This is a genomic window from Lewinella sp. LCG006 (assembly GCF_040784935.1).
In the GTDB taxonomy this organism is placed as follows: Bacteria; Bacteroidota; Bacteroidia; order Chitinophagales; family Saprospiraceae; genus Lewinella.
Genome location: NZ_CP160680.1, coordinates 5545131 through 5559739, shown reverse-complemented (window position 1 = coordinate 5559739; position 14609 = coordinate 5545131). Strand labels below are relative to the sequence as shown.

Annotated in this window: 10 protein-coding genes; 4 read left to right on the top strand and 6 right to left on the bottom strand. The window is 45.7% G+C overall.

The features are described 5' to 3' along the window. Positions 1-234: 234 nt before the first annotated feature. The 3 genes from AB0L18_RS20135 to AB0L18_RS20125 form a co-directional block, all read right to left on the bottom strand. Positions 235-1770: a T9SS type A sorting domain-containing protein gene (locus AB0L18_RS20135; protein WP_367389120.1), complete on the bottom strand. Its 1536-nt coding sequence runs from the start codon at positions 1768-1770 to the stop codon at positions 235-237. Between the two features lie 33 nt (positions 1771-1803). Continuing rightward, the gene (locus AB0L18_RS20130; protein WP_367389119.1) at positions 1804-3222 is read right to left on the bottom strand and encodes a glycoside hydrolase family 28 protein; all 1419 of its coding nucleotides are present in this window, start codon (positions 3220-3222) and stop codon (positions 1804-1806) included. A 103-nt stretch (positions 3223-3325) separates the two neighbouring features. Beyond that, entirely contained in the window at positions 3326-4243 is a 918-nt protein-coding gene (locus AB0L18_RS20125; RefSeq protein WP_367389118.1) for a 5-deoxy-glucuronate isomerase, read from the bottom strand. Positions 4244-4404: 161 nt separating this feature from the next. Here AB0L18_RS20125 and pelA point away from each other — a divergent pair, with 161 nt between their 5' ends. Further along, on the top strand, positions 4405-5436 hold the full coding sequence (pelA, locus tag AB0L18_RS20120; RefSeq protein WP_367389117.1) for a pectate lyase: 1032 nt from the start codon (positions 4405-4407) through the stop codon (positions 5434-5436). Positions 5437-5461: 25 nt separating this feature from the next. On the opposite strand, the gene kduD is transcribed toward pelA, so the two are convergent. Further along, positions 5462-6223 carry a 2-dehydro-3-deoxy-D-gluconate 5-dehydrogenase KduD gene (kduD, locus tag AB0L18_RS20115; RefSeq protein WP_367389116.1) on the bottom strand — a complete coding sequence of 254 codons (762 nt, stop codon included), beginning with the start codon at positions 6221-6223 and terminating at the stop codon, positions 5462-5464. Between the two features lie 313 nt (positions 6224-6536). On the opposite strand from kduD, the gene AB0L18_RS20110 reads away from it, so the two are divergent. The 3 genes from AB0L18_RS20110 to AB0L18_RS20100 all read left to right on the top strand — a co-directional run bounded on the left by AB0L18_RS20110 (position 6537) and on the right by AB0L18_RS20100 (position 12496). Continuing rightward, positions 6537-10865: a response regulator gene (locus tag AB0L18_RS20110; protein ID WP_367389115.1), complete on the top strand. Its 4329-nt coding sequence runs from the start codon at positions 6537-6539 to the stop codon at positions 10863-10865. A gap of 63 nt (positions 10866-10928) precedes the next feature. Beyond that, the gene (locus AB0L18_RS20105; protein WP_367389114.1) at positions 10929-11600 is read left to right on the top strand and encodes an alpha/beta family hydrolase; all 672 of its coding nucleotides are present in this window, start codon (positions 10929-10931) and stop codon (positions 11598-11600) included. 110 nt (positions 11601-11710) lie between these two features. Then, positions 11711-12496, top strand: a complete 786-nt coding sequence (locus AB0L18_RS20100) for a zinc-dependent peptidase (protein WP_367389113.1) — start codon at positions 11711-11713, stop codon at positions 12494-12496. Positions 12497-12549: 53 nt separating this feature from the next. Here AB0L18_RS20100 and AB0L18_RS20095 read toward each other — a convergent pair whose 3' ends face one another. Together AB0L18_RS20095 and AB0L18_RS20090 are read right to left on the bottom strand one after the other, a co-directional pair. Beyond that, positions 12550-13266 carry a LytR/AlgR family response regulator transcription factor gene (locus AB0L18_RS20095; protein ID WP_367389112.1) on the bottom strand — a complete coding sequence of 239 codons (717 nt, stop codon included), beginning with the start codon at positions 13264-13266 and terminating at the stop codon, positions 12550-12552. Next, the gene (locus AB0L18_RS20090; protein ID WP_367389111.1) at positions 13247-14320 is read right to left on the bottom strand and encodes a sensor histidine kinase; all 1074 of its coding nucleotides are present in this window, start codon (positions 14318-14320) and stop codon (positions 13247-13249) included. The genes AB0L18_RS20095 and AB0L18_RS20090 overlap by 20 nt, the downstream gene beginning before the upstream one ends. Positions 14321-14609: the final 289 nt, after the last annotated feature.

The window sequence follows — 14609 nt, the reverse complement described above, 5'->3', positions numbered from 1 at the left end:
CAGGCGGTTAAGGGAAATGAAAAGAAAATCTTATCTAATAGACTTGTTCTGCTGGGATCATTTCGGGTGCAAATCGCGCCTTATCTTCCCACACTGTGCCTTTTTTAAGTCGCTTAGCTACGGCTAGGCTCCTAAAAAAAGGCTTCGCGTGGTCGATAATGCATCAATTTTAGCTTCGCTGATCGCCTTTGGCTCAGAGTTCCCTCCAAACTGCCCCAGCAGAACAAGTCTAATCTAAGATCGAGTTACATTCAATTTCTGGGTATAAGTAGCGGCCCCAACTTGGATACTCACTAAGTAAGTACCAGCGGGCCATTGTTGGGTATCCAACAGGTATTGTGGTGAGCTTAGACGCAGTTCGTTCTCAACGAACACTATACGTCCGAGGCTGTCATAAACTTTCAGTGAAAATGCTTGCGCTGGGAGGGCATTCCATTGCAAGGTTGCCTGATTGCTAGCAGGGTTAGGAAATATTTGTATCGGCTGATCCTGCAGTTCCAGGTCTTCTGCTCCGTTGACGGTTTCGTAGTCAATAATGATCCGCCCAGTATCTACACCTCCCTGCGTATCTACCAGTAAGTAGAGGATCGTATCGATGCCGGTCGCGTTTGCCGGAGGGAAATAGTAAATATTATTGAACCTGATCGTCGCTGAACCGGGAGGGTCGTTGGCCAATTGCGCAATACGCAGGTCGCCGTTATCTTCGTCCAGGTCGTTCTCTGTAGCGGAAATCGTCAATGCCCCCGACATGCCTCCGTAAAGGATAATATCGTCGACGGCTACGGGTGGGATGTTGTTCTCAGGGTTGAAAGGGCCAGCTTCGTTCATCACCAAGGCGGGCACATCCCAAGTGGGTGTGGGTTCATAATCGTAAAAATCGCTCGGGGTAAAAGCCTCTCCCATTGAGGTTTGGTTGCCGGTGCAATACTCATAAAGGTTATTGATCGCTACCAAATCAGCATCTTCCAATCCCAAGCCTTGATCTTCAATTTCGTGAGGATCTTTTGAGTTGCGGAAGTAAGTACTTTCGACCACCACATCCGATTCGAAACGAGCAGCAGCACAATAGGAGTCAATCTCTTCGTAATAATTGTTGAAAATATGGACATCCCCGAAACGTACCCTGGGATTTCGCTGATTGAGGCCTTTGTCTACCGTTCCATCGTACCAGCAATGGTGGAAAGTCACCCGCAGGTGATCGCGACATTCTACATCATCATTGCTACTCCCGATCAGGGATACCTTGTTGTGATCGCTAAATTTGGTGTTAGAAATGGTGATATAATCGGCGATCTTACCATTGCCACTGCGTACGTCCAGCAATCCATCAGCGCCTGCCCAGAGCCAGCAGTGGTCGACCCAAACATTGACACCATAAATTGTCATACAATCCGTACTATGGGTAGTGCCACTCCAGTCGCCATCGTAAAAATCGCCAATGGCGAGGTTTTGAATAATCACATTATCACCCAGAATTTCCAGTCCTCCAAACCTGATCATGGCTTCCGGTGAACTTCCCAACAGGGTCTTATTGTCGTAAACTTTTACTCTTTCGTAAAGATTCAACGCAATGGTATCTACGATCATCAAAATTTTCGGTGTACTCCCCGTAACATTGGCCAACAACTGGTCGCGATTGGTAATCATAACCACCTCTCCGCCTTCGCCGCCCGTCGTGCCTCCATTCAAGCTGGCCCAGCCAATTGGTCCGGTTTGGGACCAGGCTCCAATTCCGAATAAAAACAGGGATAAAAACAATAGTATACGCATGATAATCACTTGAATAACAGTTTTTTAATCAAACTAATCAACCAATTCGTCGTTGATATAAAGACTTTGCAAATCCAGGCCTTCGGCAAAAGTTATCTTATTTCCTTCTTTCACACCGTTGAAGCGACAGTTGGTGACCTGGATATTACGGACAGGAAATTCCGCACTATAGCCATCAATCAGAATGCCATATTTGCTCTTTTGGGAAGTGATATTTTCGAGATAGATATTTTCAATCGTCGGAATGTATACTTGGTTGGTATCCGAATAAATCGGGTAGAGCATATTGATACGTAAGACTGCCTCTCGCACCTCTCCTACCTTAATGTTACGAAAGAATAGATTTTCGATTTTTCCGCCACGTACCTTATTGGTTTTTACTCTCAAGGCACGTTCAAGATTAGGGCTGTCCATGATACAATTCTCGGCGTAGATATTGCGAGCACCGCCACTGACTTCACTACCAATCACGACACCGCCGTGGCCGTCCTTCATTTGGCAATCCTGGATGACCACATTCTCGATCGGTCTACCCACCCGACGACCATCCTGGTTTCTGCCAGATTTGAGGGCAATACAATCGTCGCCTGTGTCGAAGAAGCAATTTTTGATCAATACATTCTTACAACTTTCCGGGTCGCAGCCGTCGCTGTTAGGGCCGTGGCTGATCACCTTGACGTTTTGAATAGTTACGTTTTCACACAAGACCGGGTGCAATACCCACATGGGTGAATTGCGGATCGTCACACCATCGATCAATACGTTTTTGCATTTGTAAGGTTGTACAAAGTTGGGACGCAGGTAGCTCCCCTCTCCCAGTACGCGATTTTCTACAGGTACCTCGTCGGTATTCCAACCAAACAACTTAGGACGACTGTGATCATCGGCCTGACTCGGCATGCCTTCTTCCCAGCCATACCCTTTATTGTCCACCCAATTCCACCAGTGCTCACTGCTTGCCTGCCCATCCAGGGTTCCCTGGCCAGTGACCGCAATATTTTCTTGCTCGTAAGCATAAATGAGGGGGGAATAATTGTAACATTCTACGGCCTCCCAGCGGGTGAAGACAACGGGGAGATAGTCTTTAGCATCGGTACTAAACAGGATGGTCGCACCCTCTTCGATATGCAGATTAACGTTGCTTTTCAAATGGATTGGTCCCTTTGCCAGATAAGTACCTGCCGGCACCAGCACCCTACCTCCGCCAGCTTCATGGCAGGCATTGATGGCCGCTTTGATGGCTGGCAGGCAATCCGTCGTACCATCGGCAATAGCTCCTAATTCGGTAATATTGAAGGTTTGATCCGGGAAGGTCGGCGCTTTGATATTTGCCAATATCTCATTGACGCCGGCCCAGTGATCAACGGTATCGACCGCAGTAACCTCTGAAACTTCCGCCGATTGGCAGCCTAATAATAGCAACAGAAGTAGGCCAGGTAAAATTTTGAACATGATGTTTTTTTATTTTTGGTTGGTTTTTCAACTCCTCTTTGCGTGTGAGAACAGCGAAAAGTGAAAGCTGAAAATTAGTTTACTAATCAATAGACTTGTACTTTTACCATTCATTCTCGTAGCCTGGTTTATTGTAAATTTCCGCCCAATCGCGGTGGCCTTCCGTAAAACTGGCCAGGCACCAGGTAAACATAAAGTCGACGGCAGGTGGAGCAATAGTATCGTGATAAGTAGGTGTCACATTGATCGCTACTTCATCAAAAATATGGGCGTAAACATTGACCTTCTCTTCCGGCAAGGCACAGTTTTGCAACACGTAAGGAACATCGCCTTCAATCTCCGTTTCACAACGAAAATGGTAAATCTCTTCTTTGGCGTTGGCCCCTAATCCGTGAGGGCCATCAGGGCCATGAAAATGCGGAGGATAGCTCCCTACCCCACCTCGGTGAGCCATGTAAGTGTCACCAAACAACAATCGATTTGCCTGGACATTTTTATCTACCAACTTGAATACGGTCCGTTGTGACATTGGCCGCTGGCTTCCTAAATCAGCGGCCAGCTCAGTACCTTCAATATCTGTGTGTCGAACCAGCTTATCCGGGTACTTGGTATGGCAAGCCACTGCCTTGTATTCACTCACATCACAAAACTCATCGCTACTGAGGCTTACTTCTGAATCTACGCTAACGTAAAGAACATCTCCTTTACCGAGGGTATGCGTCTGACCATTCGCCGTTATGGATACTTTGCCACGGTTGACGTAGTAAACCGCCTCTGCTTTGTCTAGGCTACGGCTCGCTGTTCCTTCCTGAAGCAATATTCTTGCGAGGCGTAAAAATTGGAAGCTAGAATTTTCTTCTGTAATGATTTCTTGCACACCAGGAGCGGGAATAGCATTGAAAGCTTCAACCTTTCTGATCTCATTTTTTAGAGGAACCATCACCTGTAAATCGTGACGACGCTCTTTGGGAGATTGGGGAGAGATTATTTTATTCCTACCTATTGTTTTTGGTTGTACCATGTTGTTTTATGATCTCGTTTCCCCAAAGGTAGCTTAACCGCTTGCGCAGCGATTATTCATTATTTATCAATTAGCTAGCAATTGATAACATTTGTTGCTATTCACAGCAAAGATTCCCCAAATTTAGGGGCTTGTTCTTCCCACGATAAAACCAATCTGCTATGAAACAACTCTTGACTCTTGTTTTCACCATAATAATTTGCACCTGCAACGCACAACAAATAAATCAATCGTCAATCGATGAAACAGCCGAAAAAATGTTGCTTTACCAACGAGCAAATGGCGGCTGGCCTCAGTACAAAGGAGACGCCACAGACTACAGTAAAGAGATCACCGCTGAGCTTAGCGTAAAACTCATCGCCGATAAGGAACGTCTCGATGCCACCCTTGATGACCGTTCGACAACAGCAGAAATAAAATACCTCCTGGCGGCACACCAGCGCACGAACAATCCAGCCTACCTAGCTGCCGCTGAAAAAGGTATTGCTTATCTGCTGATGGCTCAAAACACGGCGGGTGGCTGGCCGCAATCTTATCCCGACACCAGCAACTACCATGGGCATATCACCTATAACGACAACGCGATGATCGATGTCATGTGGATCATAAAAGGCCTGGCAGAAGATGACGAACGCTACCAAGCGGTAGCTCCTCCTCTCCGTGCAAGCGCTAAAGAGGCCTTCCCAAAAGGCATACAATGCATTTTAAACACCCAAGTTGTGCAAGAGGGCCAACTAACGGTTTGGTGTGCTCAACACGACCGACACACCTTGCAGCCTGCACCCGCCAGGAAATTTGAGCCCGCCTCACTCAGTGGATCAGAAAGCGTCGGCATCACGTATCTGTTAATGGCTATTGACCAGCCTTCACCAGAGATCAAACGGGCCGTCCGGGCAGCAGTTGCTTGGTTTGAAGCGTTGAAAATTGAAGGATGGAATGTAGAAATCCGCAAAGATCCAAATCAACCAAGTGGACGAGATCGGGTCGTTTTTGAGGAAGAAGGGAGTACCATCTGGGCACGCTTCTACGAACTCAATACTTTCAAGCCCATTTTTACGGGTAGAGACGGCATCAGCCACTACCAATTGGAAGAAATCGAGAACGAGCGGCGGGTAGGTTACGGATTTTACGGAAAGTGGCCTCAGAACTTGCTGAGAAAAGCATATCCAGTGTGGGAGGAAAAGTGGGACTAAATGTTCGTACTGAAATTCGTAGAGGTCACCGTGCCAGCCAGCCACCGTCTACGGGAATCATGGTGCCGTTTACATAATTGCTTGCAGCTGAAGCCAGAAATACGACCGCCCCACCCAGATCAGCAGCTTCGCCCCAGCGGCCGGCTGGAATACGTTTGGTGATTTCCGTATTTCTCACAGGGTCGTCCTGCAATTTTTGGGTGTTGTCGGTTTTGAAATAGCCGGGCGCAATGGCATTGACTTGAATATTATATTGAGCCCATTCGTTGGCCAGTGCTTTTGTAACTCCCGCAATACCGTGCTTGCTGGCTGTATAAGCAGGCACCGTGATTCCTCCAGAATAGGAAAGCATGGAGGCAGTATTAATGATTTTGCCACCGCCGTTTTTTATCATTTCTGCGCCTACCAATTGAGAAAGATAGAAGGCAGAGGTCAGATTGACTTCCAGCACCTGATCCCAATCAGAAAGGGGAAATTCTACTGCTGGGTGCCGAGCAATGGTACCTCCATTGTTAACGAGGACATCAATTTGGCCACAAGCCTCTTTTGCGGCTTCAAAAAGCAACTTTACTTCCTCTCGCTTGCTCAAATCAGCAGCTAAACCTATCCCTTTCCCACCAGCATCCTTGATCAGTTTCAAGGTATTATCGGTTCCTCCAGGAGCAGAGCTACAACAAATAACAAATGCTCCTGCTTGTGCAAGCGCAAGCGCCATCCCCTGACCAAGTCCTCGACTGGCACCAGTAATCAATACATTTTTACCATCTAATGAAAAAGGAGTATCCATAATATTTGGCCGTTTTTTCTTAAAATCAACAATCCCCATAAAGGTCGACATTGAGCGATGGTCAGCACACCCGTTTTTCACCAAATAGGACGCATAAATTAACTCAGCGACAGGGTATTAGCCGCTAAACCTTCTTTTTCTTCCCTATCCTACCAACATTTATTTACAATCAGCTTTTCCAACTTCAGCATATTTTTCCTGTAACAGGAACCACTTCAATACTTAATTTTGCAACCTTTGCCCAACTCAAATAAAACACCTATCTTACTATTTGGTACCTGTTTTCGTTTTTCATAGGAAAGAGACTTTAATTATGGGGAGGTTTATCCTGATCTGGGTTTTCATTTTTTGGGGAGGATTAATGGCTTGGGGAGCACAACCCTACAGCCCACAAATCGTCAATCCATTGACGGAGCCTTGGCGTTGGAAACACTTCCCAGAGCTAGAGGGCAAGGGGATTCGTCATGTGGTAGAATCTGCCGATCAGAAAGTATGGGTAAGTTACAATGATGGAGTACTGGAATACGATGGCTACGATTGGAAAACCCATAATCAAGAAAATGGCTTAACCGCTTCACCAGTAGAGCAGTTGCTGGTCGCTAAAGATGGGGCCATTTACGCGACCGCCTCCAATGGCATTTTTCGTTATAATGGTCTGCAGTGGACTCCTGTTTTCACAAGCCCTGAAGACCAAACCATGACTTTCCACAGCATCAAGCAGTTGCGCGACCAAAGTGTGATTGCTTGTGCCGACTGGGGGTTTATCCATCTGCTTACGAATGGCAACACGCGTATCTATACTTCTGAGGTCAAGGCCAATACTTTAAAGGCAGTTCTTCCTGGCCCCACTTACGTGTTATTACCTCCCGATTTTCTTACCAAAGAGGGAGATATGATATACGCTTCCGATGTGCTCGAAACCAAGGCTGGAGAAGTGTGGTTTGCGCTTACTACCAAAATGGAAATGGGCAAATTGCTCCGCTTCAAGTGGAAGGAGGTACAGGATGGAAAATTTGATCAGTATGAGGTGATTGCCAGTAAGGATAATTTCGAATTAGGCGAAGACCAGCGCATGCTTCAAGCTGCTGATGGCAGAATATGGGTGATCAACTCTACCTCCAACAAGGGCATACACATCTATGATGGCGAAAACTGGGAGACCATTTTCATCAATAAAATCTTTGGTAGTGATGAATACTTAGCGGACATTGTACAGTCGGTCAATGGCACCATCTGGCTGAGTTCCATGGCTAAAATTTTCGCTTACCACCAGGGGCATTGGGCGGTGTACAAAGCACCTGTTTATCCCGTGCCCGCCAATCGAGTCATTCTTCAAAATAGCCAAAGTGACCAAATTTGGGTCGCTGGCTACAAGTCAAAAGTTCTCCTTCTCGATTTTTCTACCGAGCAGTGGCTCACTTACGAGAACCTCAGTTTTCAGTGTGAAGTCGCTCCAAACCAGGAATGGTTCCTGGAACGCAACAACAGGCTTGTTTTTCGCGAAGGAAATACCTGGACTTCTTACGGTGTAGAAGATGGGCTTATGGACGCTCCTATCCGCGTCATAAAAACAACCCAGGGGCAAATCTGGGCTGCGGGTTCTCACCAGGGATACGCTGCTACTGCCGTCCTCAAAAATGGCACCTGGGAACGTCATATCCACCGGGAATTATCCTGGGGTATTGATTATCGGGCCGTTTTTGAAGCTCGTGATGGTTCCTTGTGGTTTGGAGGAGCAGTGGATGGTGAAAAAGTGCACGGCTTCTACAGTGGAGTTTTACAACTCGTTGATCCTAAAGCAGGAAAACTCACCTGGAAACACCATCCTTTTCAGGAAAACGGACTTAACCAGGCTAATTCTTACGGAATAGGTCAATCAAAGGATGGCAACATCTGGCTGGGGGGGAGTCAATTATTGTTTTACAACGGAAAGACCTGGAATTCCCTACCTGATGAACGTCTCCAGCAATACGTCAACTACGTTTGTAGTACAGACAAACTATTACTGGTGGGGTCCAGGTATTATGGGTTATTTGTTTACGATGGCAAGGAATGGAAAAATCACAATACCTCTTCTGGTCTTTCTGGAAATACGATTATCAGTATTGATGCTCTTTCTGACAGCATGATTATTGTAGCCACGGAAAATGGCATTTCAAAATTCGATGGTAAATCCTGGACGCAGAATATTTTTCCTGAGCGCCTCAACATGGATTTTGAGGGAGGAACTATTTACCATACCGACAACTACATCTGGGTCAACCACGTACCCCGCAGTTGGAAACGCAGAGCATATCAACGCAATAAATCGGAAGAAGAAAACGGGCAATTCTTTACAACCCGCTACCGCCCCAGCAGCAAACCACCAGAAACCAGCTTTGACTTCTTTTTGGAAAGTGTATCCTCTGACGGTAACACCTTAATTTCCTGGAAAGGAAAAGATTATTTTGCTAAAACAGCGGCCACTCAGCTGATGTATGCTTACCGGCTGAATGGCAAGCAATGGTCACCATTTACGAAAGACCAGCAATTCACGTTTACCAGTCTGCCCAGTGGTACCCATACTTTGGAGGTGAGGGCCCGTGATCTTGATTTCAATGTAGACCCCACTCCTGCACGTATTGAGTTTAAGGTTTTGCCTCCCATTTGGAAGCAGGCCTGGTTTATTGCCCTTATTCTTGCCTTCCTCGCTATTTTTCTCGTGTATGAGTACCGTGTTATTTCCAAAAAGAAAAAGTTGGAAATTCTGAACGAATCACTACGCCAAGCCAATGATAAACTGAAAGAGCGCGGAAGAAAGATTGAAACCCAAAACCGCGAGATTCTTGCTCAGCAGGGGCAAATTTTGGAACAATCAAAAATTCTAGAAACCAACAACATCGACCTCGAATCCCGCAACGAAGAAATTCGTCAGCAGAGGGATCAGCTCGAAGAAATGATTGAACAGGTTGAAAGCCTTTCTAAAGCAAAACTTGGCTTCTTTACCAATATTTCTCACGAGCTACGAACGCCTATCACGCTTATCCTGGGACCAATTTCTCAATTGATCAAAGAAAGTGGAAAGCTTACCCTGGAGAGAAGGCAACAGTATTATGGAACGATTGAACGCAACGCTTCGCGCTTGCTCAAACTGATCAATCAGCTCCTGGAGATGCGCCGCATTGAGCACAGTACGCTGGAGCTTAACCTTAGTGGCATTTGCCTGGCCGACTATATTTCCAGCATGGTGGATCTCTTTGACGGGCTCGCGCTCAATCGTGATATTCATTTGGAATACCTGGATCATACGGATAACAATATTACGCTTCTGGATTCCGACAAGGTTGAAAAAATCATTGTCAATTTACTTTCCAATGCTTTCAAGTTCACCCCTGAGGGGAGTAGTATTACCGTTGAGCTTTCTACCGTAAAAGCATCGGAAAACAACTTGAGTCCTTTCTACGAAAACTATTTCGAAATTATCGTAGAAGACACCGGTATTGGGATGAGCCAGGAAATCATTGATTTGATTTTTGATAAATACTATACCTCAGGTGAGGGGGTTAATGGTTCCCACCATTCTGGCATTGGTCTATACTACGTCAAAGACCTCGTCTACCTCATGCAAGGGGAGATCAAGGTAGATAGCCAACTGGGGAAGGGCACGAAATTTACCATCTATCTACCGCAGGTGCTAAAAAAAGAAGAGCTCACCAAGGATACGGTATTGGAAAAACCCGCACTAAAAATGGCTCGGGAGGAAGCTTCCTTACTGATGGATACGCTTCAAGAGGAAACAACGCATTCCACCACTACAAGCCCCGCTCATGAGCACTCCCAAGCGCCACGCGTACTGGTGGTGGAAGACAATCCGGATATGCAGCATTTTCTGGAAGACATCCTTAGCAGGGACTACCTGGTCAGTACGGCAAACAACGGCTTGGAAGGTCTAAAAATGGCCCGCAACCAATCTTTCGACCTGATCCTAAGTGACGTAATGATGCCAGAGATGGATGGGATAACCTTTTGTGAAAAAATAAAGGACGATTTTGCTACCAGTCATATCCCCGTAATCCTCCTCACTGCTAAAGCCATGGAAGAAAGTAAGTTGGAAGGTTACACTAAAGGCGCAGACGACTATATCACTAAACCTTTTAATCCGGAATTGCTGCTGGTCAGGGTGAACAACCTCTTACAGCAACGAGAGCAGCTTAGAGAAGTCTTCAATAAAAACTTTATGCTTACGCCTAAAACAGAGACCATTGCTTCTCCTGACGAGGAGTTCCTAGCACGCTTGGTCAACCTGATGAATGAAAACCTCTCCGAAGCAGAGTTTAATGTCAAATCCATGTGCCAATCAATGCACCTTAGCCACATGCATTTCATTAGAAAAGTAAAACAATTAACCGGTAAAAAGCCGATAGATTTGTTGAAATCTTTCCGGATGACAAAAGCTAAAGACCTCCTAATACAACAAAAGCTAACCATTGCTGAGATTGCTTACAAGGTTGGTTTTGACCTGCCTAATTCTTTCAGCAGGTCTTTTAAGAAAGAATTTGACCTTACTCCAACGGAATTTGTAAAAACCATTTCGGAAACCAATGAGTACCCAGATAGCGAAGAGCTAACACACAGTGGCAAAATTCATTCGATTGAGCAATAGCATTTTGTGGCTGCTGCAAGATGAATCCGTGTCTACATTTTCTCGCTCCCTTAAAAACCAAGCATGTCAGAAAACCAAAAGATCAACATCCCTGTTTCTGAGGAAATTGGTGCCGTTTCTGGTTTATTATCCTTGCCAACACAAGCGAAAGCACTACTTGTACTTAGCCATGGTGCAGGTGCAGGAATGGAACATCCCTTTATGGAACAGTTGGCCCAAGCATTAGGCGTAGAAAAAATCGGCACCCTGCGATTCAACTTCGCCTATATGGAGAACCACAAGGGTGCTCCTGATCGACCACCTAAAGCACAAGCCGTCATCAGGGCAGCCTTGAAAAAAGCACTGGAATATGCGAATGGACTGACCCTCCTGGTCGGCGGAAAATCTTTTGGAGGGCGTATGACCTCTCAACTTGCCGCTGTCGAAGATTTGTCTCCCGTAAAAGGGATTGTCTATTACGGCTTCCCCTTGCATGCTCCCGGAAAGATCGGTATAGAAAGAGCTGCTCACTTGGCCGACATAGGTATTCCTCAATTGTTTCTCCAGGGCACACGTGACACCTTTGCTAAAACGGAACTCATCAAGGAGGTCTGTGAAACATTGCCAAAGAGCAAACTCGTCATCATCGAAGGTGGTGATCATTCCTTCAAAATGCTGAAACGATCAGGCATCACCCAAGAAGAAGCTATCCAACAGCTGGCGAAAGCGACCGCTGTTTTTGCTCGGAGTTTGTAAAGAAGCAAGCCAGTTTGAACGTTCTTCAGGGGTCAGGGTAATCGTACCATTGCGATTACGTAATAGTACGATTACCCTGAAATTTCCCGCCCATTTATCCCTCCTGCTTTATGACTGCAACCATTCTTATCACTATTATTCTCTTCGCCCTACTCGGCATAGGTTGGTGGCTCTTCTTTCGATCCGATCAGTTGCCGCCAACGCCTTTTCCTCTAGCCTGGCGCGATGTTCTCAACGAGAAAGTCAAGTATTACCAAAATTTACCCACCGAAGAACAGAATCGCTTTGAACAAGCTGTACTTCAGTTTTTTGAGGATGTGGTGATCACGGGCATCGAAACAGAACTGACCGATACTGATCGGTTACTGGTGGCCGCCAGTGCTACCATCCCCCTATTTGGTTTTCCCGGCTGGCGCTACCACAACCTCAACGAAGTATTGCTATACGAAAATACGTTCAACCATGACTACCAAACCGAGGGCGAAGAACGCAACATCCTGGGTATGGTAGGCACCGGTGCTATGCAACGCATGATGATCCTGTCCAAGCAGGCCCTTCACCAGGGTTTTGAAGATCAGCGCAGCAAAAGCAATGTAGGTATCCACGAATTCGTCCACTTGCTGGATAAAGCGGATGGTGAGACCGATGGCATTCCAGAAATACTCATGGAGCGCCCTTACATCATCCCCTGGTTGAAGGAAATGCACGAAGAGATCGAAGAAATCAAAAATCGGGATTCGGATATCAACCCTTATGGTGCAACCAACCAGGCCGAATTCCTGAGTGTAGCCGCAGAATATTTCTTTAGTCAGCCACATCTATTTGAGCGTAAGCATCCTGACCTTTTCGAGCTAATGGAGAAGATTTTTCGGCAGGATTTGTCAAGGTCAGGGTAAACTCATGGATTTACCTTACGGGCAGGAGGAGGAAAGTTCAGCCTACACAGGAATCAAATGAGGTCCACTTGCAAGCGTTGTAAAACTTCTTCGCGATAGTTTTGCCCAATGGGGAGGGTCTTTTTTCCAATAGTGAGATTGGTTTGGGTAAATCGATCCACTTTCGTGAGTGCTACCAGATAACTGCGATGAATTCGCGTAAAATGTTGGGGAGGAAGCTTTTGTTCCATCTGACTGATTCCCAACAAGGTAGTATGATTGCCTGTGGTAGTAACGATCTTTACATGATTGCGAAGGCTTTCGATGTAGAGTACTTCCGCCAACAGAATTTTAATAAATTGCCGGTCGCTTTTGATATAAAAGAAAGTAGCACTTTCCTCCTTGGCTGGCTCCACCTGTTTGGCAACCGGAGCAGTTTTCTGTTGCAGTCGGTAAATTTTCCCTACAGATTTCAAAAAACGATCCAGGGAAATAGGTTTCAACAAATAGTCCACTACGTCCAACTCAAAGCCTTCCAGAGCAAACTCTCGGTGGGCCGTGGTTAAAATTACGGGGGGCTTATTCGGGATAGATTTCAAAAGGCTTAATCCCGATATTTTGGGCATCTGTATGTCTAAAAACACCAAATCAATGGCTTGCTTTTGCAGAAATGTGAAAGCATCCATGGCATTGTAACATACGCCTGCAACCTCCATTCCGTCAATCTGCTGGATGTGGTTTTCGATAACTTTTACCGCGAGTTCTTCGTCATCAACGATGAGGCATTTCATGATCGAGGTTTAGTTTGAGGGTGATTAAATAGGTGTCGTTGCGGGTAATCTCCAATTGATAACTATCAGGATAAAGCAAAGCCAGGCGCTTGCGTACATTAGCCAACCCTACCCCACTTTGCGTCTTGGGCATCATATCTTCCGTTCCGTTAGAGGGGATACTGTTTTCTACAAGATAGGTCAAATTGCCATTTTCCACCCATAGATTGATGCGTATCCAGGAGTTGGTTTCATCCGTTTCTGCGCCGTGTTTAAAAGCGTTTTCCAAAAAAGGCAACAACAAAAGTGGCGCAATGCTTTTCCCCGCAACATCACCTCCCAGTTCAAAGGAAAACTCCAATCGTTTTCCATATCTTATTTTTTCGAGTTCAATGTAATTCTGCAAGTTCTCAATTTCCTTTTCCAGGTCGATTGCTGGTCGCTCACAATCATACAACATATAGCTCATCATGTTAGAGAGCCGTACCACTACCTCTCCGGCTTGAGGGTGCTGGGTGAGCACCATCCCGTAGAGATTATTAAGGGTATTAAACAGAAAATGAGGATGCAGCTGATTCTTGAGGATTTTCAATTCTGCCCCCAGTTTCTGTTCCACCAATTGGGTAGCTCGTTTCTCCTGGAGATGCTGCTGCTGGTAGAGCTTAAACATCATCGGCAAACTAGCGATATAGATCAAATCAATCACCTTGTAAATGATTTTTGCACTAAAAAACTGTGGCGCTTGATAATGAAAATAAGTAGCATTGAGAAAATAGTGATAGAGCCCCCAAATAACAACTCCTCCAATGATTGAAGACAAAAGGAACAAGGGAAAAAAAACAGTATACCTCTTGGTCAACAGATAGTTAGGTACCAGGTAATAAATCACAAAATAAGTGAAGGGCAACTTAACGCCCATGATCATGAGCTCTACACCTGTCCAGGTAAGAAAACTTCCTTCTTGATGGGTACTATTGATGGCTGCGTACAAAAGCAACCAGGCCATCCAGTACAGTACGTGCCTGCTGACCCTCTCCCATGACCAGCCCTGATAAGTTTTCTCGATTTGAAACATGCTAGCAATGTATCAGTAAAACGGTAGATCTCTCCAAGATAAGTACTAAACGTGGCTTAGCTATTACCAAGAGTGGTTTTAGCCATACGAAAAACCTCTATTCCAGAAAACACTTATTCGTCCTTACTTCCTGAGGGTTAAGCATTTCTTCAAAACCCTTATCTCAAACACCAGTTTCTTGCACGCTATAATTGAATTAACTCTTAAGCTTTATACACTAACTTTGGAAGGCGCTGTTGAAGCGCCTCTTTTTTTTCAAAAAAGCCCCTCCATTACGAAAATCGCAATA